Origin of the sequence: Shewanella electrodiphila (assembly GCF_023283985.1) — a bacterium.
GTDB classification, from domain to species: domain Bacteria; phylum Pseudomonadota; class Gammaproteobacteria; order Enterobacterales; family Shewanellaceae; genus Shewanella; species Shewanella electrodiphila.
In genome coordinates this window covers 465,282-490,940 of record NZ_JAKIKU010000003.1, presented here as the reverse complement: position 1 = coordinate 490,940, position 25,659 = coordinate 465,282, and the positions used below count along the sequence as shown (strand labels likewise).

Here is a 25,659-nt window from a genome sequence, read left to right as displayed (position 1 = left end):
GCAATAATAAATATAAGACTTTAATGGCAGTAACCTGCTAGCAATAAAAAATATACCAATATATGGCATTAACATGCTTATTAAAATACTAAGGGGAAGTACGGTATGTCGACGAAAATAAGTAAAAAAACAAAACCCATCCATAAAATAGGGAAGTTCAAGCTTTCACCTATAGCAAAATGGATGAAGCTTGCTGCATTTACTTCTTTAACCAGTTCTTTTGCATTTTCGGCAATAGCACAAGAAGCAGAAACTGAAAATCTAGATAAAGTTGATGATGATATAGAAGTTGTTGTAGTTACTGGTACACGTAGAACAATTCAAGACCAAATTGCAATAAAGCGTGAATCTACCACGGTTGTTGACGGTTTATCTGCTTCAGATATTGGTGATTTACCTGCACTTTCAATTGGTGAGGCGCTAGAAACATTAACGGGTGCATCATCTCACCGTGAAAATGGTGGTGCTACTGAAATCAGTATTCGTGGTTTAGGCCCATTCTTAAGTGCCACTAACATCAATGGCCGTGAAGCGACCAATGGTAGTGGTGACCGTTCAGTTAACTTTTCTCAGTTCCCATCAGAGTTGATGCAGAAAGTAGCTATTTATAAAACACAAGACGCTTCCATGATTGAAGGTGGTGTTGCCGGTGTTATTACCCTGGAGACACTTAAGCCTTTAGATTTTGGTAAGCAACGTTTTCAGGCTGAAGTAAAAGCTAACTACAACCCAGACCAAGCAAACGTTGACAATTCACTTCAAGATGATTTGGGCTACCGTGGAACACTAAGTTATGTTGATCAATTTGAGTTTGATAACGGCCAAGCATTTGGTTTAAGTGTGGGTTTTCAGCGTCAAGATATTAGCCAGCCAGAAGCTGAATATAGAAGCTCAAGCCCAACGGGTTCATCTTTGTGGGCATGTTTGAATGATCCAACCGATACCAATACTGGCTTTTTCCGCAGTGAAGCGGGCGATTGTGAAGATGAAATTGTTGGCTCGAATAACCAAGGTTATAATAATGAAATTGATCCAGAAACCGGTCTTGCAGTAGATGATGGCAGAGAATACGCATGGACTGGCTCAAGCCGAAGCTTCCGTCAAAATGAAACATCTGATGAAAGAGATGCTTTATTCTTTGCTCTACAATACCAACCCTCAAATAAATGGGATATCAATTTTGACGCGCAAATTTCAGATCGTACCCAAGCAGAAGCGCGTCATGATTTAATTTTCTTACAAAAGCGCGTTACACCGGGTGTAACGGGACAAAATCTGATCACAAACGATGTTGGCGGTATTCTACATTGGGAAGGTGAAGAACGTATCGAATCTGCGGGCGAGCAATTTTCGCGTGAAGAAAATTATCGTGGATATGGCTTGAACGTTGAACATTTTTTCTCTGATGATCTAAAGATTAGTCTTGACCTTGGCTATTCTAAAACTAGCCGTGAAGAACTACAAATAACAAACCGAGGAAGAACGAGCTCTCGTCCTTTCTTTTCTTGGGATTTAGGTGAACATATTCCTCATTTCACAGTTACTGATTTTGATGTGACTGATATTTCCAATTTTACTGATAGCCTTCGTACTCGTATCGACAGAGAAAATGTCCGCGACAACGAAATTATGGGTGCACGCCTTGATATTGATTATATTCTAGACGGTGATTTTTTCAGTAGCGTTCAAGCTGGCGTTCGCGTTTCTGAGCTAACATTTGTTCAATTTGGTGGCACGAACGGTAATGGCTCAAGAACGACATTTAATTTAGATGAATCTGCAACATCGGCCATCGACGTACTTGAAGGTTGCCAAATAGCCTTCCCTGAGACTGATTTTTTATCTAGTGTTTCTGACGGTGATATTATCACCCATGTTGACAGTTCAGGTAATGTTGTAGAAAGCGGTACAGGCGCTTCGTGGGCAACTTACAATAACGAGTGTTTCTCTCAAGCAGTAGCAGCATCACAAGGCGGCGAATTCGCATACCCAGAGGTTACATACGAGAATGCGGGTACTATTGACGTAACAGAAGAAACTATCTCTGCTTACGCCATGCTTAATTACGACACTGAAATGTTTGGTAAATTTATTCGTGGTAACTTTGGTGTTCGTGTAGTGAACTCTGACATTACCTCTATTGGCTTTAGAGAAGGTTTCGACGTTGTCACTGATCCGGCGACAGGTATCGTCGAATTAGTACCAGACGGAAGTATTGAAAAGATTGTTGGTGGTGGTGATTACACTGAAGTACTACCAAGCTTTAACTTAGTCGTTGATTATAGTGACGATATTCTCCTAAGGGCCGGTATTTACCGAGGTATGTCACGTGCAGATCCATCTGATCTAGGTTATAGCCGCACATTCGTAACCGATGACTCGGATGACCCTGAATCAGTTGAAGATTTGTTGGTTGGTGTTAATGGTTCAGGTAATCCTGATCTTCAACCATTAATGTCATGGAACTATGACGCTGCTTTTGAATGGTATCCAAGCGATGACTCTATGGTAGCGTTAGGTGTTTACTACAAGCAATTCAATGGCGGTTACCAACAGCAAACACAGTTAGAGAATTTTATCGTTGACGGTGTAGAAGTTTCTTTACCTATTACTAATTCAGTCACTACTGACGAAAATAGTGACCTTTATGGTTTTGAAGCGACATTCTCCTATCGTTGGGACTTAGGCATTGGTGTGAAGCTTGGTTATAACTATGCAGATACAACCTATGAGTTTGAAGATAGTAACTACGGTAGTACCTTTACTACTGATTTAGATGGTGTTGCTATTCAGGATACCGTAGGTATTGTTCCTCCTGCCTCAGTACCTGGGTTTTCTGAACATGTATTCAATGGACAGATTTACTATCAAATAGGCGGTTTTGATACTGCTCTTATCTACAAGTATCGTAGTGAATACTTCCAACCATACACTTCTAACGGCACAAGACTGCGTTATGTTGATGAGGCAGGTATTTGGGAAGCTCGTGCTGCTTACAAAATCAATCAACACGTTCGTATTAAAGTTTCAGCAATTAACTTGTTCAGTGAGCCTCGCAGTGATGACTTCTATACCCAAGGTAACTTAGGTCAAGTAAGTGATTACGGTCCTCGCCTGTTTGCAGGTGTCAGCTTTAAGTACTAGCCAAGTCTAGTACTTAAATAAAACAAGCTAAATTTGGAAAAAGAATCTTTTTTGGAGTCATAAAAATGAATAATAAATCCTTTATACCGCTCATCATTGCGACAGGTCTATTAGGTTGTGGCGGTGATGACGGTGCTGAACTAGATGGAAATACTCGCGGTAGTATAGCAATAACCGGAAGCAATTTTATCGCTGGCGAAACAATCTCTGCAGCAGCTACTGATGCTGACGGAATTATAGCTGATACACTTACTTACGTATGGTCAACAGGTGTTATTGGTACATCCATCACCATTACTGAAGCCGATGAAGGTTCAGTCATTTCTGTTTCTGCTAATTATACTGATGAGGCAGGTTTTACCGAAGGTGTTGGTGCATCTACACCTACTATCAATCCAACCTTAAATGTTTCTGCTAGCATTATTAAGGGCCCTATTGATGGTGCAACTTGTGACATATTTGAAGTTGATGATAGTGGTGCTGCGGTTCTTCCTGCACAAGCTGCTGCAACCTCTGATGTTTCAGGTGGTGTTACATTTAGCGACGTACACTTCGAAGGTACAGGTTTAATTACATGTACTGGCGGTACTTATGCAGATGAATCAACAGGTTTAACCTTAGATGCTCCTCAACTAAGATCTGTAGTGAATGTAGTTGAAAATATTGTTCAGACTGATGAAAATGGTGTGGAAACTATACTACCACCACCTACCTATGTTGTTTCTCCTTTAACCGAAATGGCCGTTCAAAACGCGGGTAGTGATTTAAACCAGTTTGCTGACGAAGCTGAAATAATTAATGCTCGTTTTGGTATTCGTTTTGATACAACAGAAGTGCTTCCTACTTTAGTTGGTACTGTTGAACTTGGTGCTGATGGTGCTGAAGATGCTGATAGATATGGTTCTGTGCTAGCACTACTATCACAAGTTGATGCAGACAACGCAGACGCAGATTTATCTACCGTTATGCAAGATCTTGCTAGTGACGTCGCTGATGGTTCTTTTTCTGAAGAGTCTTTAGATACACTTGAGACAGCACAAATTAATTTGCAAACGACTTCACAAGTTGCTGATTCAGTTGATGAGGCGTTACTTGACGTCATTGGCGCGTCTGTGGGTTATAACAATGACCCTGTTGCTGCAATCATCGAAGGAGAATTGGGTGGTACTGTTCAGCATACTACTACGGATCCATTAACTGGTTCATTAACCATTATTGATCCAAACTTTCAAGAAGAAGCTTTTGTTGCGCAAACTGATGTAGCACTTGATTATGGTACATTTAGTATCAGCGCTAACGGTAGCTGGTCGTATACAGTTAATATTGCAAACGAAACAGTGGCTAGCCTTGAGTTAGGTAATTCTGTAAGAGATTCAATCACTATCGCTTCTATTGACGGTACCACTGCTTACATTGATATTCGTGTTGCTTCGCTTACTCAGATTGTAAAAATAAGCGATACAGGCGGCGATACGGGTGAGCTTAGATTTAGCGTTGATAACCTTCGTCAAGGTAAACTAAGTGCTTCTTTCACTAAAGAGGTTGCGCTTGGTAGTGATGGAAATATTAAAGATGCTTATATTACGCTTTATGGTTCTTCTGGTAGTTCTAGTGAAGCGTTAATGGATTTACGTATTCAAGGAACTCAAACTGGAGGCGACGGCACTATAATTGATCCACGTTTCTTTGTTCGAAATACTGACAGTGACGCTTACCCTGGAAATTTAATCACTGCACCATTTGTTGAAGACCAGTTTTATGATGTAGAAATCACATGGGACTTAGACGCAACAGAACAAATTACCGTGACTATTGATGGTGAAGTGATTGGTGGCGGTTCTTTCTCTACTGCAGCGGTTGTTGACTCTGATTATACTGGCTTAGACCAGTGGTTCGCTGATGGTGTGAAAGCTATCCAATTTAGATTCGGTGATAATGATAGAACGATTCCTTTTGGTTCTTTTTATGTTGATAACATCGAGGTCTTCTCTGATACCGCTGGCACAACTAGTATATTTTCAGATGACTTTGAAGTTTATGATGCAGGCGAAACTTTAGATGGTACAGGCAGCAAGTATGGCGTAGCTATTTACTCAGAAGTTATCGTATTTGATGCTGGTGACGGCACAGTAGAAAATACGCCAGCGGCATTTTTTGATTTAACTGGAAGAATTGCAAGTGATGAGGCAACGGCAACAGGTGTAGTCAGTGTACTAGACCCAGATGGTGGCGAAGATTCTATTGTTCAGTCATCCTTAATGGGTACATACGGTACATTATCAATATTAGATGATGGTTCATGGACTTATACCCTTGATACCACTGATCCTACTATTGCTGCACTTGTTGTGGGTGATAATGAAATCGATACCTTTACCATTGAATCTTTTGATGGTACTACTGCTGAATTAATAATCACAATTACAGGTACTATTGTTGTTAATACAGGTGCTAACAATGTTGCCGTTATTATCGATACCTCAGACGATACAGGAGAACTTCGTTACGCACTTGGCGACAATGGACCTCTTTCTGCTGGTAGAGTTGAGGTAAAAGTCAAGCGTCTTGACGATAACCTTGGTGATGGAGATGCATTCATTACATTGTTTAACTCTAATACAAATAATGATGGTGCTATTTTAGACCTACGTATCAAAGATGACAGTTTTGGTGTTCGTAGTCCAAGTGACATTGATGCGTCAGTCGCTACGGTTATGTTAGACACATTCATGGATGTAGTTATTACTTGGGAATACCCTGGTGATGATACTGCGGTTAACCCATTGGTTACAGTTGAAGTGGATGGCGTAAGCTTTGTTGCTGAAGGTTTTACTCCTGATAACCAATCATTTGGTGGTGTTACTCATGTTTCCTTTAGATTTGGTGACAATAGTGGGGTGAGAGCAGCTACTGGTAAGTTTACTGTTGATGATTTAGTGATCTTCGCTGATACCGCGGGCACAACAGAAGTTTTCAATGATGACTTTGAGAAATATGCAGATGGCGACTCGCTTGATACTGATAATGCTGCTTCGCCTTATAATAGCAGTACCTCAGAAGCAACAGTAGAAACGATTCCTCCTGTGGGCGGTCCTGGAACGGCTGGTAATAAATTTGCTGCAATTACTGATACAACTGATGATACCGGCGAGTTACGTTATGCCCTTGATACTAATGGTCCATTAGCGGCAGGTCGATTTGAAGTTGCAATAAAACGTTTAGATGATGACCTTGGTGATGGAGATGCATTCATTACGTTGTTTAACTCTGATACAAATAATGATGGGGCTATTTTAGACCTTCGTATCAAAGATGACAGTTTTAGTGTTCGTAGTCCAAGTGACGTTGATACTTCTGTCGCTACTCATGTACTTGACCAATTTATGAACGTTGTGGTGACTTGGGAATACCCTGGTGGTGATACTACGGTTAATCCATTAGTTACAGTTGAAATAGACGGGGTTCGCTTGACGACTGCTGGTTTTACTCCTGATAACAGCTCATTTGGCGGTGTTACACATGTATCTGTTAGGTTTGGTGATAACTCAGGTGTAAGAGAAGCGACTGGTATTGTCTCTGTAGATAACTTTACAATCTACTCTGATACAGCTGGCACAACAGAAGTGTTCACTGATGACTTTGAGAAATATGCAGATGGTGATTCACTCGATACAGATAATGCAGCTTCACTTTATAATTCGTCAACATCTGAAGCGGTTGTTGCTGTCGAATAAGACTTTAATTTGAGCTTTAACTGAAAGCTGTAAATAATAAAACCCCGATAGTCTAGCTGATTATCGGGGTTTTGAATATGTTGGGTCAGTGTAAAATTTAATTTATTACCATACATTTTCTAATCTCACAGCTCACTTTTAGCAAATAATATGGCCACCCATTCTAATTGGCTAAATATTCACCGCTTAACTAGGCTTTATTTACCCTTTCAAAATGGTATTTGAAGATGGCTAGACCAAGACAAACCCTCGTGAGCTTAGAAGATACCCCTTACTACCACTGTTGTTCGCGTGTGGTACGTAAGGCGTTTTTGTGTGGTTTTGATAAATCGACAGGTAAAAATTTTTAGCATCGCCGAGAGTGGGTTGATTCATGTATTGTAGAATTGGCGACCATTTTTGCGATTGATATTTGTGCTTATGCAGTGATGAGTAACCATTTATATGTGCTGTTAAAAGTTGACGCTGAAAAAGCGAAGCTCTGGACAGATAAAGAGGTGCTGTTCCAGTGGCAGACGGACTTAAAATTGCGGGCTGGGTGGCGAATCAAGTCGATGCAGACATGAGCGAAATAAAAGAGAATTTAGCAAGTTTAACAGAATTAATGAGTGGTCCTTTTTGGGTTATGTGCCAAACTTCGCTTCTGCAACAGCGAAAGAGGCTGCACAGTATTTAGAGGTTAAAGGTTTATAAATTAGGACTTTTTGACACTATTTTATTAGTCATTAGTCATTAGTCATTGGATCATTTCTCATTGAGTTTAAAGAGGTGATATGTTGTTAAAATTTGATGTCTTTGGTAAGTCGATGTCGGTTAATAGACAAAACGGCGAATGGCTGTTATTTATAGAGTCAAATACTGGGTTACGCACTCGGGTATATGATGTTGTGATCCCGAGTGAATTATCAGAACATGAGCTTGCGACTTATTTAGGGGATATTTTTCACGAAAGTGCCAGAGACGATAACACTGATGTGACTCGACTGAACTGAACTAGTCGTTTTGTTTTGAGAATATGCCTCAACTGCGAACCTATTATAATAAACTTCATTGCGCTAACTAATTCTACGGCTTAAGCATATTTACCTTGGATAAATGATGTTTCTAGCCAGTAGCATTATTTTATTCTTCCATTGTAGACAAAGTCGCTAACTCCCTGTGCTTGCTGTAAAAACTAATCCTATCCATTCCTTGATGTGTTAGATAATTGAACTTACACTGTTATAAAAGTGTAACTGTAACCTCATGCTGTTTTATTGTGTTTTTATGGACAAAAAGCAAGTAATGGATTAGCACTCACCATCAAGGATTTAGGGATAGCTATGGCATCGTTTTTCACTCCTCCAACAATTTCACTCGCAGTTATTATTACAGCAGCATCTTTATCGGGCTGTGAAAAGCCAGCTCCTCAAATAACCCCTAAATTAGTGGTAGTAGAGCAAGTGAATACCGCGACTGTGCCTTTATATGGTAATTATGTCGGGGTAACGAAAGCTTCTTTAGATGTCGAGGTTAGAGCCCGTGTTGACGGTTTTGTAGAAGGAAAAAGCTTCATTGAAGGCAGCGCTGTGAAAGAAGGTGCGCTGTTATATTCCATCGATAATAGACCTTATCTTGCTGTGGTTAATAGATTAAAAGCTAATGTTGAGTCGCAACAATCAGTGCTAGATAAATCTAAACGTGATGTTGAGCGGTTAAAGCCTCTTTATGAGCAAGATGCCACCAGTCAGCTAGATTTTGATAATGCGATATCGATATTGTCACAAGCAAGATCAAGTTTAGCAGCCAGTAAAGCTGAATTAGAAGAAGCTGAACTTGAACTTAGTTATACCGAAATCCGCTCGCCAATATCTGGGCTTGTTAGTCGTTCTGAAGTGGATATTGGCGCGTTAGTCGGTAGCAGCGGCCAGTCATTATTGACTCGCGTAAAACAAGTCAATCCAATTTATGTGACGTTTAATATGTCGGCGCTGGATTACCTTAATGCCCGCCGTCGTATGACCAGTTATTCTGCACAGCAAGAAGCAGAAGCTGAAGGTAAAGCAGTTGAGGGCTTTGTGAGAATTACACTGCCTGATAATAGTCAATACCGTTTTTTAGGCGATGTTGGTTTTACTGATCCTTCAGTCAACCCAGAAACCGGTACATTCCAAGTCAGAGCCGAATTACCCAACCCTGATAGAGAGTTGCTTCCGGGCCAATATACTAATGTGCGCATTAAACTCAACGAAGTGAACAATGCCATCGTCATCCCTCAAAAAGCCACGCAAGTGGAGCAGGGCGGTGTCTACGTGATGGTCGTTCTACCAGACAATAAAGTGGAACGTCGATTTATTGTGATTGAGCATCAAGGCGAAATGGGCGTTGTGGTTAAAAGTGGCTTAAAAGCAGGGGAGTTAGTGATTGTTGAAGGCATGCACCGTGTTCGCCATGGTCAATTAGCTGAGCCATTAACAGCAGAGGAATATCATAAGAAAGAAGATGTGATTCTTAAAGAACAGGCGCTTAAGCAGCAGGAGTTAGAACAAGAACAGGAGCAAAACTGATGGCTCAGTTCTTTGTTAATCGACCTGTTTATGCTTGCGTGATTTCAATTGTTATCGTGTTACTTGGGCTTATTGCCATGTTTCAGCTACCAATTGATCAGTATCCCTACATTACGCCGCCGCAAGTCAAAGTATCAGCGTCATACCCCGGAGCAACATCAACCACTGCAGCAGAATCTGTCGCAACGCCGCTTGAACAAGAGCTAAACGGCTTGCCGAATATGATTTACATGAGTTCAAAAAGCACCAACTCAGGTAGCGCCAATGTCACCATTACTTTTGACGTGGGGACTAATCCCGATCTTGCTGCTGTTGATGTACAAAACTCAACGCAACAGGCTACAGGAAGTTTGCCGATTGACGTACAAACCGAAGGTGTTTCGGTTTCTAAAGAAGCTTCAGTTGAGCTATTAAAGCTTGCACTAACGTCAAGTGATGAACGCTTTGATGAAATTTATCTCAGTAACTACGGCACCATTAACATCGAATCAGCACTTAAGCGGATCCCAGGTGTTGGCCGAGTGAGAAACACAGGTGCAAGAAGTTACTCAATGCGAGTATGGCTAAGGCCTGACATGATGGCTGGCTACAGTTTAACAACTGCCGATGTGATAAGTGCAATCAAAGCGCAAAATAAAGAATCACCAGCTGGCTCTATTGGCTCACAACCTAACAGTGACTCACTTAGCATGACATTGCCGATTACTGCGGCAGGTCGTATGAGCAGTGTGCCGCAATTTAAAGAAATCATTGTGCGAGCAAATAACGATGGCTCAATTATCCGTTTACGTGATATTGCTCAAATCGAATTAGGCTCCTCATCTTACACATTACAATCGCAGTTAAATGGCGCTAATGCGACCATTTTACAGGTGTACTTATTACCGGGTGCTAATGCGTTAGAAGTGACAAAAAACGTAAAAGCTGAAATGGCAAAGCTGGCAGAAAAATTCCCCCAAGGCATGAACTGGGAAGTCTTTTTTGATGCTTCTGTGTTTATCGAAAACTCAATAGATGAAGTGGTTAAAACACTGGTAGAAGCGTTGATTCTAGTGATTCTAGTGGTGTTTTTATTTTTACAAAATGTCCGCGCAACATTGATCCCAGCTATTGCGGTGCCTGTTTCTTTGATTGGTACGTTAGCAGCGATGTTGGCGTTTGGTTTTACGATTAACACAGTGAGTTTACTGGCATTAGTGCTTGCGATTGGTATCGTAGTTGATGATGCCATTGTGGTGGTTGAAAATGTTGAACGCTTAATGAATGAAAATGGTATGTCTTCTGTCGAAGCCACAAAAGTGGCAATGAAAGAGCTATCAGGAGCATTAGTTGCTACCAGTTTAGTGCTCGCCGCTGTATTTGTGCCAGTGTCATTTTTGTCAGGTATCACTGGCATTATGTACCGTGAGTTTGCGGTTGCGATTACCGTCGCAGTGCTCATTTCAACCGTCGTGGCGTTAACCCTGTCGCCTGCCTTATGTGCATTATTGCTAAAACCGGGTGATAAAGCCACGAGCGGCTTTTTCAAATGGATGAACGATAAACTGGATATCAGTACCAGCAAATACAGTGCTCTAGTCGCGCTGACCACAAAACATGCAAAGCGCAGTTATTTCTTGTTTGCATTAATGGTCGGTGGTGTTTATTTCATTATGTCGTCGCTGCCCTCAAGCTTTATGCCTGATGAAGATCAAGGCCGATTCTTTATTGATATGACCTTGCCAAATGGTGCAACGGTTAACCGCTCGCAAGCTGTGCTGAAAAAAGCTGAAGCTCATGTGTTATCCCATCCTGCAATTGCATATTCATTTACCTTAGCGGGCGAAAATAAACGCTCAGGTTCTAACCAGGCTAATGGTCAATTTGAAGTTATTTTAAAGCCTTGGGCGGACAGGGCTGAAAGTGATGCCACAGTACAAAAAGTGATGAAAGATATTCGCATTTCATTACATAAGGTGCTAGAAGCTGAATTTAATTTGTATTTACCTTCTGCTGTGCCTGGGCTTGGTAATGGCTCAGGTGTTGAGATGGAACTGCAAGATACATCAGGAACTAACTTTAAAGGGTTAATGGAAACGGCGGATGAACTGGTTGAAGCGTTAAAGTTACAACCTGAAATTGCCTCAGCAAGTTTGTCGTTGCAAAGTGCCATTCCGCAACTTCATTTAACAGTAGATGAAGCTAAGGCTATGGCCATTGGAGTGGATGTCGCAGATATTTATAGCACGATTAAAACCTTTACTGACTCCTCAACGGTGAATGATTTTAATTTGTTTGGCCGTGTTTATCGGGTAAAAGTGCAGGCTGAAGAGCAGTACCGTCAATTCCCTGAACAAATTAAAGATTACTACGTTCGATCAAATACTGGTGCGATGGTGCCTATTGGTGTGCTTGCTAAGTATGACTACACCGTTGGACCAGCTTCAGTAACCCATTATAACTTGTTCAGTAGCGCCTCTGTTAACGCAACGCCAGCACAAGGCTACGCATCAGGTGATGTAATTAAAGCCATTGAGCGGGTGGCTAAACCTATGCTACCGAATGAGTTCAGCTACGAATGGACAGGTATTACTTATCAGGAAGTGCAATCAGCAAACCAAACCAGCATTGCCGTATCGTTGGCTATGGTGTTTGTATTCTTATTTTTAGCCGCGCTTTATGAGAGTTGGACGATTCCTATAGCAGTGTTGTTAATAGCACCGATTGCGATGTTAGGCGCTTCATTAGGCACCTTGATAAGCGGCATGGAAAGTAACTTATTTTTCCAAGTGGCCTTTATTGCCTTGATTGGTATGGCGGCTAAAAATTCAATCTTAATTGTTGAGTTTGCTAATCAACTTCATAAAGAAGGTAAAAGTCGAGTGGATGCTGCATTAGAAGCCGCGACCATGCGTTTTAGACCTATCTTAATGACTTCGATGGCATTCATATTAGGCGTGTTACCGCTGGTGTTATCAGTAGGCCCGGGCGCTGTCAGTCGCCAAAGTATTTCTATTCCAATCCTATGCGGAATGGTATTTGCGACCAGTATCGGTATTGTGATGGTGCCGCTATTTTTTGTCACCACCGCAGGTTGGTTAAAGTCTAAAGTGTCAGAAGATAAACACATCAACAAGCTTACTGATGTAAAGGGGGCTGACAGTGTTTAAATTACTTGTGCAAAAAATATTTGTTCAAAACGGTCTTGTTCAGAAACCAGTTAGAGCCTTTGTTCCACTTGGTTTAAGCATATTGCTAACAAGCTGTGCGATGGGGCCAGATTATCAACGCCCTGAGATGGAGCTGCCTACCCAGTATCACGATGATTTAGCCCAAGAGCCACAGACGAATCTTGGTTTATCGAAATGGAAATCGTTTTATTTAGACCCAGACTTACAAATACTTATCTCGCATGCGTTATCGCAAAATTTAGATCTTGAATCAGTTCGCTCGCGTTTAATTGCCGCTCGTTCAAAGGTTACAGTAACAGGCGCTGCCCTATATCCATCACTAGGGCTTGAAGCTGGCGCTGAGCGCGCTATTGATAGTGCGATTACTAGCACAGATCCTGAGCATGGCAATGAGTTTAATCTTGATGGCACGGTTTCGTGGGAATTAGATATTTGGGGAGCCAATAGACGCCGAAGTGAAGCTGAGTACGCAAACTTTTTGTCTGCACAAGATGCGTTAAACCTTGCAGTTATTAGTTTGATAAGTGATGTCGCTAGTCGATATTACGAGTGGCTTGATATTGAACAGCGTTATCAAATTGCATTAAATACCGTTGAGATTCGTTTAAAAGAGCGTGACTTATCGCGTTTGCGCAAAAAGAACGGGGTGATTTCAGGCTTACAAGTACGCCAAGCTGAAGTCGAATATCAAAGCGCGAAAGTGACCTTGCCAGATTTAGATTTTGAAAGGAAAGCCAAATCTAACCAGCTAAAAATATTACTGGGGGAATTTAATTATCCGTTAGAAGCTAAAACAGGTGATGAGCTACTTGAAGATATAACGTTATTTCCCAATAGCTTTGTGGTTGGCGTGCCATCGCAAATGTTATCTCAACGGCCAGATGTAAAAGCAGCGGAACAAGCATTGATTGCAGCTAATGCGAATGTGGGTGTGGCTAAGACTGCATTTTTCCCACAATTTACCATTAGCGGCAGTTACGGCACTGAAACAGATGACCTCAGCAGCATTTTTGATAGCCAAGGACTAACATGGTCGCTGCTTGGTGGTATTACTGCGCCTATATTTAATGCTGGTAGTATTTCAGCTCAATACGAGATTGCGCAACAAGAATATAAACAGGCAAATCTTGCCTATCGCAGTACGGTACTAAGTGCCTATTTTGAAGTGAATGATGCGATGAATAGTTTCAGGCGCTCAGAACTCGCTATCGAGGCGCAGCAAGATTTAGTCGCAGCTTCAAAAGAATATACTCGCTTAGCCACGTTGAGATATCGAAATGGTGTTTCTAGTTCTTTAGATTTAATGGATGCCCAGCGAAGTTTATTTAATGCCGAGTTGACCCTAAGTCAGGTGAGGCGTGACCGTTTGTTATCAATGATCACCTTATATCGTTCATTAGGTGGTGGGGTGTTAACAGAAGAAGAATTAGCTGATATTTCAAGTTCAAATCAAAGTGACTCTAGTTAGGATTAGACATGAGAATCGTTGAATTGTAATACCTGAACAGACGCTATTCATCATCAGGGCTCGCATTTTAATGCGAGCCCTTTTTTAATGGTAAAATCTGTCCGAACTCCCGTCTAATTTCAAAGGGGATATATCTATAAAAGGCATCGAAGCCTGCCATCTACCTGCCACTGAATAAAAACATTGTGACATTTAATTGGACTAATTAAATACCGCTTTGTGTAATGATTGTTCTTATCTTGCTGTTTAAGTTGTGAAAATTAAACATTAGCAATACATGTTTTTACAAGTGTGAAACAGCGTTCCTATTAAAAGATAAGGGTTTTATATCATTACACGAATATTGGGATCGTGATCCCGATGTGAAATATTCTTCATGGTAGACTCCTGCGCCATTCAAGATGAGATTAATTCCTATTAAGCTTTAATTAAGGTTCGCGATGATGAAGCAGCTTTCAATCAAATTAATTAGCGCCGCCGTAGCCGCAGCGCTTGCGCCACAAGTAATGGCAGAGTCACAGGTTGTATCACAAGAAGAGATTAAACAATCTATCTCAAACTTCCATGAAGTGATTGTTATTTCGGGTTCACGTATGGAGCAAACGCTTGATCAAGTTGCGGGCTCTGTCGTTGTGATTGATGAAGAAGCCATTGCACGTAACATGAGCACTGATTTTTCAACGTTATTCAGAAATGAAGCGGCAGTCGATGTTAAAGGCGGTGCTGGTAAACCAAGCTCGGTGACAATCCGTGGTATTGGTGGTAACCGTGTGATGATGGTGAAAGATGGTGTTCGCGTTAACAACCAATATGCTTCACCATTAGGCCCAGGTGCTGAAGGTACTGGCCGTGGTTTAACTGAAGTTGAAGGCTTAAAACAAGTTGAAGTGTTAAAGGCTGCTGCATCGACCATGTATGGTTCAGATGCGCTTGGCGGTGTATTAGTGATGACATCTAAAGATGCTGATGACTATTTACGTGGTGAAGATTATTACTTCTCAGCGAATGCTGGCTATACCGGCATGAATGATGAGTACAGCGCTGGATTTACCAGTGCTTTTAGTGCAGGTAACTTTGACAACTTAGTCTCATACCAACGCCGTGAAGGTGAAGAGCAGCAAAACTACTCAGAAACACTCCCTGATAGCGACTTAGTCACAGATAGCTTTCTCATTAAAAGTAAATATCACTTCAATGATGATACTAACCTGCAGTTAACTGTTGATTACATGAATCAGCAGTTAGACCGTTGGGAAAACAGCTTAGATAACACAAGTTCGATTGATTATGATCGCCAAACCCAGTCACTAAACACGTCATTGCGTCTTCGTTCGACTAAAGACCGTGTTATCCATGACAATGTCGACTTTGTGCTGTACTACGGTAAGACTGACCAAAGTGAAAAGCGTGATTATTACGACGGCGCGCAAGGTGGTGCTCGTGATATTACCGAGCACAGAGACTACCAATTTGACGAATATCGTGTTGGTTTCGCCAGCACATTTAGTAAGTCTTTATCGTTAACGGGTCACGATCACAACATCATTTACGGTGTTGATGTTGAGCAGTCAGAAATGAGTCGTCCACGTGATTATCAAGTTTTTGAAGATGGTAATTGGTCACCTTCAGATACTGACACTTTCTCATTCGCTGATACTAAAAGCCTTCGAGTTGGCGCGTTCATTCAAGATGACATCACTTTCTATGATGGCAAGTTAAACGCGATTTTAGGTCTGCGTTATGACTACTTTAAAAACACGCCAGATCAAAACCAAGCTGAAGAAGCAGGCCGTGACCCAGCTGATTTCGAAGAAATGAGTGATGGTTTTTGGTCGCCAAAGCTAGGCCTTGTGTACCACATGACGCCAAACGTTAATGTGTATGCACAATATGCTTACGGCTACAAAATGCCGACGCCGGATCAAAAATGGGGTGAGCTTGAAGTGAAAGATGGCAAAATGCCATTCCCTGTAATGATCCAAGCCAACTATGATTTAGAGTCAGAATCAAGCCATACCATTGAGCTTGGTTTACGTGGCCATCATGGTGATACTCAATATGAATTCACCACTTTCTACACTCAAGCCAATGACTACATTGATTGGGAATTTGTTGGCTGTGGCGGTCCTTTAGGTTGTGTAATGCCTCGCTCACTTGAATACCAATATATTAACTATGATGAAGTGACTTTATACGGTGCTGAAGCATCATTTAGTCAATGGTTTACTGATGAGATTGAACTTTGGGGTAATATTGCTTATACCCACGGCGAAGATCAAAACGGTGACTATTTAAATTCAGTCAGTCCGCTTAAAGGCAACGTTGGGGTTAATTATTATACTCATCTTGCCAATACAGAAATGGACTTTGGCTTAACAGTGCGTTTTGCTGACAGTATGGACCGCACAACAGAGTTAGATATTTTCCCACCGATTCCTGGTATGCCAGATATGGGGTTTAACGAAGTATTTAATACTGCTGGTTATGCCGTGGTTGATATCACCGCTAATTTTGTATTGAGTGATAATTGGACACTGCGTTCAGGTGTATTCAACGTATTAGACAAAGAATATATTGATTATGCCGATGTGGCAGGTCAATCTAAGTTCTTGATGTCTAACTTAGGTGTGACTGAAGAAACCTACAGCCAGCCAGGTCGTTATTTCAGTGTGAAAGTGAACTACACCTTCTAAAACGCAGAATTATTGCGGTTTATTGATTGAAAAAGCCTTAAACTCTTACTGAGTTTAAGGCTTTTTGCTTAATTAGATTAGGCTTTTTGAATCAGATACTTGTTACTGTTTTATTCCAATTCTTGTTAATGTTAATCAAGGTAACTGCTCAAATCACTACCAACAGGAATAACGACTTCTTGTTGCTTGCCGTGAAATAAGTATGCCTCTTTATCACCCACAAGCGTTAAGGTATCACCACGGCGCCAAAGGGCTGTGCCTTCCTGAATGCCAATCACTGGGGTAATCGGGTCAACCAGAGTGAACTCGAGTAAACGCTGTGCGCGCGTTTCACCATTATGACCAGGGGCTTGGTAATTAGTGTAATGAGGGTTTAATTGGAACGGCAATAACTTAAGCCCAGTAAAAGATGCTGGTTCAACAATCGGCATATCATTAGTAGTGCGAATACTTAAGCCGGTAATGTTAGATCCTGCGCTCCAACCAATATAAGGTTTACCATTTGAGACTTGCTCATTGATTAAATGGATAAGGTCGTAGCGGTATAGCTCGTTTAATAATTGGAAAGTATTACCACCACCAACTAAAATACCATCAGCATCTTTTATGGCTTGTTTAGGATCGCTGTATTGATGAATGCTGCTCACATTAATATTAAGTGGAGCTAAGCCTTCTGTGACCATACTAAGGTATTGATCGTAATTAACACTCACGCCAGCATAGGGAATAAAGACCCATTTTTTAGCATGAGTTGTCAAAGGTTTGATGTACTCAATAGCATGGGCTAAATAATCGGTATTGCCTTCACGAGAACTGCTTAACATCAATGCATTCATAGCCATGTAAAAATCCTTAACTGGTTAATTATTAACTTTTTATTCTTGTATATATCGATATTAACAAAGATTAATCGCTTTCCATAACTTAACTAATGACTTAGGTGTAAATTTTAAGATTAGATTAATGCTAGCTACCTAGACTCTGCGGCAAACAAGCGACACATTCAGGTTAGGTAAGGTTTGCTGTGATATTTTTCTATATCGTCGTTAATTAATTTTCAATTTTTAACTTCCTGCCCTTGAAAAACGATTTTTAGGACATATTATGTCATTAAGTGTTCATCAATTGTTTGAATAAGAAATTCGAAAGAGTGTAAACAGTACCGCGATTAACGCGAACTGATTGGTTCAAGCTATTTAAGTGTAAAGTGGCATGTGTGCCAGATAGGAGTTGTAATGTTACGTATTATGTTATTGATTGGAACTAACTTAGCAATCTTGCTAGTGGCTTCAATTGTTATGTCTCTACTTGGTGTCAGTACTTCAAGTATGAGCGGTTTATTAATTTTTGCTGCGATGTTCGGTTTTGGCGGCGCATTCATCAGTTTAGCTATTTCAAAATGGATGGCTAAAAAGACCATGGGTTGTGAAGTCATTACTTCGCCACGTGATAACACTGAGCGCTGGTTAGTTGAAACTGTTGCTCGCCAAGCAGAGCAAGCTGGCATCAAAATGCCTGAAGTGGCGATTTACCAGTCACAGGAAATGAATGCTTTTGCTACTGGCCCGAGTAAAGACAATGCATTAGTCGCGGTAAGTTCAGGCTTACTTTACGGTATGTCTCAAGATGAGATCGAAGGTGTACTTGCTCATGAAGTTAGCCACGTAGCTAACGGTGACATGGTGACACTGACGCTAATTCAAGGTGTTGTGAACACGTTTGTTATTTTTGCTGCACGTGTGGTTGCTGGCATTGTGAATAACGTTGTTGCTAATAACAGTGAAGATGGTGAAGGCCTAGGCATGTTTGCTTATATGGCCGTTGTATTCGTCATGGACATGTTATTTGGTATTTTAGCATCAATGATCGTGGCTTACTTCTCACGTATTCGTGAATTTAAGGCAGATGAAGGCGCTGCAAAACTAGCTGGTAAGCATAAAATGATTGCTGCATTAGAGCGTTTAAAAACAGGCCCAGAAGCAGGCGCTATGCCAGCACAAATGTCAGCCTTAGGTATTAATGGTAAACGTTCAATGGCTGAGTTTCTAATGAGCCATCCGCCATTAGATAAGCGTATTAGCGCGCTTAAAAACAGTTAATATCTTAATATATCTAAAAAAAGGAGCCTGAAGGCTCCTTTTTTATTGCTTTCAATTTGCGCTTGAACGAGTAGAATAATGACCACTTTAATCTTGCGGATACATAAAGTAACGCATATTAAAGGGTTGAGCTGGTTGTTAGGTTTAAGTGGTTGCGCTTGCTGTTGCTAAATCAACCAGTGTTAGCTAAGTTTATAATGAGCAAATAAATGTCGTGCTGATAACCGATATCGAAAAAGTGACTTGATGATTACTTTCTCGATTATCACAAATGGAGGGTACTATAGTGAGCAATAAAATTCTTGTCGCATTGTTTGCAGCAGCTCTTGCTGTATTAACATTGTCATCGAATGCTTTTGCTGCTGATGAAAATCTAGCAGATTTCCACGCCGAAATGGGTGGATGTGAAAGCTGTCATGCTGACGGCGAACCATCAGCTGATGGTGAGTATGAGTTTGAACAATGCCAAAGCTGTCACGGAACACTTGCTGAAATGGATGATAATCACGCACCACATGATGGAATGTTAATGTGTGCCGATTGTCACGCACCTCATGACATGAATGTTGGTGATGTGCCAACATGTGACAGTTGTCATGATGATGGACGTTCTGCTCAGTAAATGAGATGAATCGACTGCTATTTTACATCGGAAACACATATTGCTTATATAAGAGCGCTTGTACAGAACGATGCGAGATAGTGTAAAAAACGCCACAGATGTTGGCGTTTTTTTATGCCTATTAATCTTAAGCTGGTTATTGTGATGAGGTTTTTTGCTCTAGATATGACTAATGCTATGAATTTAACTACCCCTAAAGAGGTATTTAAATTCATTTGTTTTCAATAGCTTGCGCAGGTTTGGTGCAAAATAATGCACTTGAGTTGCACACTTCTCGGTACTTCCTAGATTTCCTTTTGTTAAACCACAGTTAAATCATAACCTTAGTAATTGGCACAACTTTTGCGATGTTATTGACATAACATTTTGTCAGTAAAGGGAAGTTGCATGTCTAATATCCAATCGAGTTGTGCTTATTGTGGAGTAGGCTGTGGCGTTACTGTTTCTTTAAATTCAGGCTCGCATAAAATGGGTTTACCTGCTGCTGAGGCGCAAAAATCTGTTGATGAACTATTTGGCGATCAAGCTCACCCTGCCAATAAAGGTCAGCTTTGTGCTAAAGGCGAACGCCTTCTTGAAAGCTTGGTTCAACCTAATACTTTACGTTACCCAAAACTTAAATCGGGTAAACCGACTTCCTGGGATTCAGCGTTAAGCACAATTGCTGAAACATTTACGCAAACCATTGCTGAGCACGGACCTGATTCGGTCGCATTTTATCTGTCAGGACAACTACTCACTGAAGATTATTATGTTGCCAATAAACTCGCTAAAGGATTTATTGGAACTGCAAACGTGGATACTAACTCCCGTTTATGTATGTCTTCTGCTGTGAGTGGCCACATGCGTGCATTTGGCGAAGATGTTGTGCCAGGGTGTTATGAAGATTTTGAGTTAGCCGATGTGATTGTGTTAGTTGGCGCTAATAGTGCGTGGACTCATCCTGTATTATTTCAACGCATGATAAAAGCCCGCGAACAACGGGGCACTAAAATTGTGGTTATCGATCCCGCGAAAACAGCCACCTCTAGCCAAGCTGATTTACACCTCCAAATTACGCCAGGTGTAGACTGCAAATTGTTCAATGGTTTATTGCAATTTATCGTGGATAACGATGCGACAGATTCAAATTATGTCGAAGCCCACACACAAGGGTTTGATGAGCTTCTTGCGCACTTGTCAAAAGACAAACTCAGTTATGACATTGACAGCCTTGCTACAGAGTTAGGCCTTACAAGTAGTGAGCTTATTTATTTTTACCAACTCTTTATTGGCAACGATAAAGTGATGACAGCGAGCTGTCAGGGAGTTAACCAAACACTTTCAGGAACAGATACCACCAATGCGATGATTAACTGTCATTTGGCATTGGGTCATATTGGCCAGCCCGGCAGTGGTTTCTTTTCGCTCACAGGTCAACCTAATGCAATGGGCGGACGTGAGGTTGGCGGGTTAGCCACACAACTTGCTTGTCATATGGGCTTTTCAGCTCCAGAACGTGAATTACTCGCAGACTTTTGGCAGGTAAATAATACCAAAAGTGTGATTGCAACAGAAAAGGGCTTAACCGCTGTTGAGCTTTTTGATGCGATGGCAGAGGGTAAAATTAAAGCGGTATGGGTTATGGGAACAAACCCATTAGTATCTTTACCTAATACTGCAAAAATCAAACAAGCTTTTGATACTTGTCCTTTTGTGGTGGTGTCTGACATTACGCAAGATGCTGCAACGGCTAAGGAAGCTGATATTTTACTTCCTGCGTTAGGTTGGTCAGAAAAATGTGGCACAGTCACCAATAGTGAACGAACGATTACTCGTCAGCGCGGCTTTATTCCAGCTAAAGGAGAAGCCAAAGCAGATTGGTGGGCATTGGCTGAAGTCGGTAAATTAATGGGTTTTGAATGCGCATTTAAATTTAGCAATAGTGCTGCTGTATTTAAAGAATTTTCGCAATTATCAAAAACAGTCAAAGCTCGCTTTCCTGAAAAACAATTTGATTTAACAGGCATGAGCGAATTAACCGATGCGCAGTATGATGCATTATTGCCAACCCAATGGCCTATATCAACGCCATCACAGCTTGGGCAATCCAATCAAAGGGTCTTTCAAACTGGGACGTTTTCAACCGCCAGCAATAAAGCACAATTTATCGCTACCAATGACAGCCAATCCACAGAAATTGTCAGTAAACATCAGGTTAAACTGAATAGTGGTCGTAGCCGTGACCAATGGCATACCATGACTCGTACGGGGCATATAGCCAGTTTACGCGCCAGCATTCCTGAGCCATTCATTGCAATACATCCAGTTAAACTTCAAGAGCTTAACTTATCTGAAGGTGACTTAATCAGTTTTAATGACAGCAATAAACATGCTTCAGCAAGGGTAGTAACTGATGATAACCAAGCACCTGAAATCGCCTTTATGCCAATGCATTGGTCTTCACAGTTTTCAATTGGCCTAGGCGTGAATCAAGCATTATCCAGTGCTTACGATCCTGTTTCAAAGCAACCCGCATTTAAATGTCAAACCGTCTCTATATCAAAAGTTGAAACAGCTTTACAGGGGGTTATTTTTGGTGAGCATGACCCAGCGTTTAAAGGTGCATGTTGGAATGTTCAGCATACGCTTTCAACTGGGGAGTGTTACCACATTGCGTTTGCTGATGCTGAACAAGGTTTTGCATTCCAATCAACTGCGTATTCACTAAAGTGGACGGTTAGCTTAATTAGCCAGCAACTTATTCATGTTCAATGCAACATCAATAAAGGCCTGCTGGTATCACTTAAATTATTAAGTAAAACCCAAGTTGAGGTGGCATTAGAACCCTTGCATTTGTTAATTGGCAAAGAAGTGGATACAGGATTAATGCAGCAGTTACATCAGTTAATTAGAGCAGGTAACAGCCCATTAATTTGCGCTTGTACAGGTGTAACTGAAGCAAAGATTCAAGATGCAATGCTGCAAAAGCTCGACAATATGGTGTTCAGTAAACGCAGCTCAGAAGTTAATGCAACGATTAACCAAGATGATTTTGATACGGCGCTTAATGAGACTCAATCTGCACTTGGCTGCGGTAAGCAGTGCGGAAGTTGCCACAGTGAAGTTGTGCAATGTGCCAGTGATATTTGGTTGATTGGCCTTGAAGATATGGGTTTAGAAACTGCAGCGCTGAGCAATCAAGATACTGACGGCAAACAAAAGCAACGTAAATCAACACAAGAGGAGGTGGCGTGATGAGCCATTCATTTAATCAGTTAGTGAATTTTAACCAAGCTATCACTTCTGTTAACGAATCGAGTGCTAACACCTTAGGCGCTGGCGAAGTCGAAATTGTAGGCGCAGGCTGTGGTCAGTTAGATCTCATGACCATTAAAGCCGCGCGTATTGTATCGCAAGCTGAAGCTTTGGTTTATGACAGCTTAGTCAGTAGCGATATCCTTTCTTTAGTGTCACCAGATTGCCAACGTCACTTTGTTGGAAAGCGTTGTGGCCAACCTAGCTACAAGCAGGATGATATTAATGCCTTACTTGCAAAACTTGCGCTGCAAGGATTAAAAGTTGTGCGTTTAAAAGGTGGCGACCCACACATTTTTGGCCGCGGCGCTGAAGAGTCGTTATATCTTGCTAAAAAAAGCATTGTCAGTCGATTCACTCCAGGGGTAACAGCGGCTTTAGGTTGCGCATCAACAACTGGCATACCATTAACCTATCGTGGTACAGCACGCTCGGTTACTTTGGTGACAGGAACTCGTTTTATCAGTGAAGGCAATCATCAAGCCCCCACACAGTGGAAAGCATTACTTGCTGCGGAATCGACCCTCGTATTTTATATGGGAAAAGAGCAAGCTACTGCAATTTCGCAAGGCTTAATGGCCGTCGATGCACCAGCTGAATTACCTGTTGCGTTTGTTACCAATGGTGGCAGACCTAATCAGTTAGTCACGTTTGCAACCGTGAGTAATATGGCTGACAAAGCCAGTTTAATTAAAGACAGTGGCCCGACGTTAATTATTATTGGTGAAGTGGTTGCAGTAGGGCAAGAGCTGACTGAATTACTTGATAATATTGATCGTAGTGCAGATGCATTTGGCCGTTATGACATGGCAGAGGTTGTTAATGGTTGAACAACACACACAGGCAATGCTCGAATCTGAAGATTTTGACCATCGTAAATTAGTTAAAACATTGGGTAAAGGCATCAAAGGTAGTCGCAGCTTAAATTTTGCTGAAGCTTCTCATCTGATAACCGCATTTGCTAAAGGCGATGTTTCAAACAGTCAAATGGCTGCAGCGATGATGTTAATGCGGGTTCGTGGTGAATCAATTGAAGAATTAGCGGGCGTCGCTTGCGGACTTAAAAAGTTAGTTCCCACAGAATGGCAATCGATTAAGGCCGATATTGACTGGCCCGTTTATGCTGGTAAAAGAGAGCAATTACCTTGGTTATTGTTAGCGGCTAAAACCTTAGCCAAAAACGGTCAAACCATTATTTTACACGGTGATAGTCAATCATTGCCTCACCGACGACATGTTGAAGGATTTATTTCTGCATTAGATATCCCGCGTTGTTTTACCGCCGAACAAGCGAAAGTCAATCTTGCTAGTTCAGGGATCATATACGTTAACTCAGCAGATATTGTTCCGGTATTAAATGATTGTCGCCGTTTGCATCAAGAATTAGGTTTACGCAGCTTGATCCAGATGTCAGTGCGCTGCATCAATCCAACCAATTCGCCGTTCAGTTTACGCAGTTATTTTCATCCAGGTTTAGATAAACAGCACCAACAAGTAGCATCATTATTGGCTGAATATCACTTGCCTAGCGCAGTAGGTAAACCACCGAGTATTGCGATTTTTAAAGGCTTGCAGGGTGAAACCGAAATAAATCCTCGAGTAGCGACTCAAGTGAGCATGCTTCGTTTTAGTGCTAAAGGTTCAACATTTTTACCTCAAAGCACTCAGTTTGAATTACCCACTCAACTCGAAGCTTTTGTTGGTGCAAAAGTCGGTCAGTCTGATTTACCTGCTTACTTACTTGCACAACTATGGCGCGGTTCTGACATTGAAGAAACTGATTTGACTGACTTACAGTTACAGCAAGCAATCAGCAGTATAACTGCAACTATGGCATTGGTTTATGTCTTATTGTCGCCTTCATTAACTATTGATAAATCGATAAAAAGAGCGAACAAAGATTGGCTGCTTCGTAACAATAGTAACTCTTTGAAAAATACATTCAGTCAGCCTGATGAAATGTTTATGTTCTCGTTCAATGCTAATGCAAATTTTTGTGAACAAAGAACATGAAGCAACTGAACTTAACGTTATCAAATTTGTTGTTTAACCAGAAAGTTAGGAGCTAGCCCATGGTTAATTTAGTTTATCGTGATCCTTCGTTTAAAAACGAAGATTTGTTTATTGATTGCATGTCTGAACTGAGCAGTGAAGAGCCTTGTATCGAGATGACATCATTGAGTCAATTAGAGCGCCAAGCCTTGAAGGGTAATGGTTTATGTTTGGTTTTTTTCACTGAGGCATTACAACCATTACAGCAAGTGTTTATTGAACGACTACTGGCAAGTACTGCGTTGCCGATCATTGTCAATGCATACTCTTGGGATGAAACGCATCTCGAGAATTTACTGAAATGTGGTCGAGTCACTTTTGTGCCAGAAAAAATGACCCCAAAGCGATTAAACTCTTTAGTTGGCCTCGCTAAAATTCGTTTTAACAGTGCCTCTAATATGCTGGAGAAAGTCAAACTGCTTGATGCGCAATGCACTGGATTAAAGCAATTATCTAAAGCAAAGTCACTTTTACAAACACAAGGACTTTCTGAGTCTCAAGCACATGAATTAATTCAGAAACAGGCAATGAGTAAAAGCATCAGTTTGGCTGACATGGCACAACAAGTCATTATTGCAGCGCAACAACTTGAGGCAAAGAAAATGCATCAATTTGGTGCGAATGCTCCTGCGGTGAACAAAGAAGCGTAAAGTTGTTAACCGGAAGCTTTAATATTTCACATAAAATCAGAAGCTTAAGTTAATTTGTTGATTGGCATAGTCAATGCAGTAGTCAATGCAATAGTTAGGTAAAGCATAAAGTGTTAAGCGTAATCAGTAATTTAATCATGATGAGTGTTAACGCAGGCAATGGCGTCTGAATAACTCGAACTTG

At 41.2% G+C, this 25,659-nt stretch carries 15 protein-coding genes and 1 pseudogene; 15 read left to right on the top strand and 1 reads right to left on the bottom strand.

The genetic code is table 11. From position 1 onward, the window contains the following. Positions 1-105 precede the first annotated feature (105 nt). The 9 genes and pseudogenes from L2737_RS08090 (at position 106) to L2737_RS08050 (ending at position 16,755) form a co-directional block, all read left to right on the top strand. Positions 106-3,144: a TonB-dependent receptor gene (locus L2737_RS08090; RefSeq protein ID WP_248955381.1), complete on the top strand. Its 3,039-nt coding sequence runs from the start codon at positions 106-108 to the stop codon at positions 3,142-3,144. A gap of 65 nt (positions 3,145-3,209) precedes the next feature. Continuing rightward, entirely contained in the window at positions 3,210-6,878 is a 3,669-nt protein-coding gene (locus tag L2737_RS08085) for a VCBS domain-containing protein (RefSeq protein WP_248955380.1), read from the top strand. Positions 6,879-7,105: 227 nt separating this feature from the next. After that, a pseudogene (locus L2737_RS08080) lies at positions 7,106-7,390 on the top strand (transposase); the annotation flags it as partial. Beyond that, positions 7,387-7,554: a hypothetical protein gene (locus L2737_RS08075; protein ID WP_248955405.1), complete on the top strand. Its 168-nt coding sequence runs from the start codon at positions 7,387-7,389 to the stop codon at positions 7,552-7,554. The pseudogene L2737_RS08080 and the gene L2737_RS08075, both read left to right, overlap by 4 nt. A gap of 97 nt (positions 7,555-7,651) precedes the next feature. Further along, positions 7,652-7,870 (top strand): DUF7661 family protein, encoded by a 219-nt coding sequence (locus L2737_RS08070; protein WP_248955379.1) that lies wholly within the window; start codon positions 7,652-7,654, stop codon positions 7,868-7,870. 330 nt (positions 7,871-8,200) lie between these two features. Further along, positions 8,201-9,424 carry an efflux RND transporter periplasmic adaptor subunit gene (locus tag L2737_RS08065; protein WP_248955378.1) on the top strand — a complete coding sequence of 408 codons (1,224 nt, stop codon included), beginning with the start codon at positions 8,201-8,203 and terminating at the stop codon, positions 9,422-9,424. Next, positions 9,424-12,573 (top strand): efflux RND transporter permease subunit, encoded by a 3,150-nt coding sequence (locus tag L2737_RS08060; protein ID WP_248955377.1) that lies wholly within the window; start codon positions 9,424-9,426, stop codon positions 12,571-12,573. The genes L2737_RS08065 and L2737_RS08060 overlap by 1 nt, the downstream gene beginning before the upstream one ends. Next, complete coding sequence (locus L2737_RS08055) at positions 12,566-14,062, top strand: efflux transporter outer membrane subunit (RefSeq protein ID WP_248955376.1); 1,497 nt, start codon at positions 12,566-12,568, stop codon at positions 14,060-14,062. Before L2737_RS08060 ends, L2737_RS08055 begins: the two co-directional genes overlap by 8 nt. 440 nt (positions 14,063-14,502) lie before the next feature. Then, the gene (locus tag L2737_RS08050) at positions 14,503-16,755 is read left to right on the top strand and encodes a TonB-dependent hemoglobin/transferrin/lactoferrin family receptor (RefSeq protein WP_248955375.1); all 2,253 of its coding nucleotides are present in this window, start codon (positions 14,503-14,505) and stop codon (positions 16,753-16,755) included. Between the two features lie 131 nt (positions 16,756-16,886). On the opposite strand, the gene pepE is transcribed toward L2737_RS08050, so the two are convergent. After that, complete coding sequence (gene pepE / locus L2737_RS08045; RefSeq protein ID WP_248955374.1) at positions 16,887-17,597, bottom strand: dipeptidase PepE; 711 nt, start codon at positions 17,595-17,597, stop codon at positions 16,887-16,889. A 393-nt stretch (positions 17,598-17,990) separates the two neighbouring features. On the opposite strand from pepE, the gene htpX reads away from it, so the two are divergent. The 6 genes from htpX (at position 17,991) to L2737_RS08015 (ending at position 25,475) form a co-directional block, all read left to right on the top strand. Further along, complete coding sequence (gene htpX, locus L2737_RS08040; RefSeq protein ID WP_102529271.1) at positions 17,991-18,854, top strand: protease HtpX; 864 nt, start codon at positions 17,991-17,993, stop codon at positions 18,852-18,854. A 286-nt stretch (positions 18,855-19,140) separates the two neighbouring features. Then, positions 19,141-19,476, top strand: coding sequence for a tetraheme c-type cytochrome CctA (cctA, locus tag L2737_RS08035; protein WP_102529272.1), 336 nt, complete (start codon positions 19,141-19,143; stop codon positions 19,474-19,476). Between the two features lie 387 nt (positions 19,477-19,863). Continuing rightward, positions 19,864-22,713: a nitrate reductase gene (locus L2737_RS08030; protein ID WP_248955373.1), complete on the top strand. Its 2,850-nt coding sequence runs from the start codon at positions 19,864-19,866 to the stop codon at positions 22,711-22,713. Further along, a complete protein-coding gene (gene cobA / locus L2737_RS08025; RefSeq protein WP_248955372.1) occupies positions 22,713-23,603 on the top strand; it encodes a uroporphyrinogen-III C-methyltransferase in 891 nt (296 codons plus the stop codon). Before L2737_RS08030 ends, cobA begins: the two co-directional genes overlap by 1 nt. Then, entirely contained in the window at positions 23,596-24,786 is a 1,191-nt protein-coding gene (locus tag L2737_RS08020) for a glycosyl transferase (RefSeq protein ID WP_248955371.1), read from the top strand. The genes cobA and L2737_RS08020 overlap by 8 nt, the downstream gene beginning before the upstream one ends. Before the next feature lie 59 nt (positions 24,787-24,845). Further along, the gene (locus L2737_RS08015; protein ID WP_229368224.1) at positions 24,846-25,475 is read left to right on the top strand and encodes an ANTAR domain-containing response regulator; all 630 of its coding nucleotides are present in this window, start codon (positions 24,846-24,848) and stop codon (positions 25,473-25,475) included. The last annotated feature ends 184 nt before the right edge of the window (positions 25,476-25,659 follow it).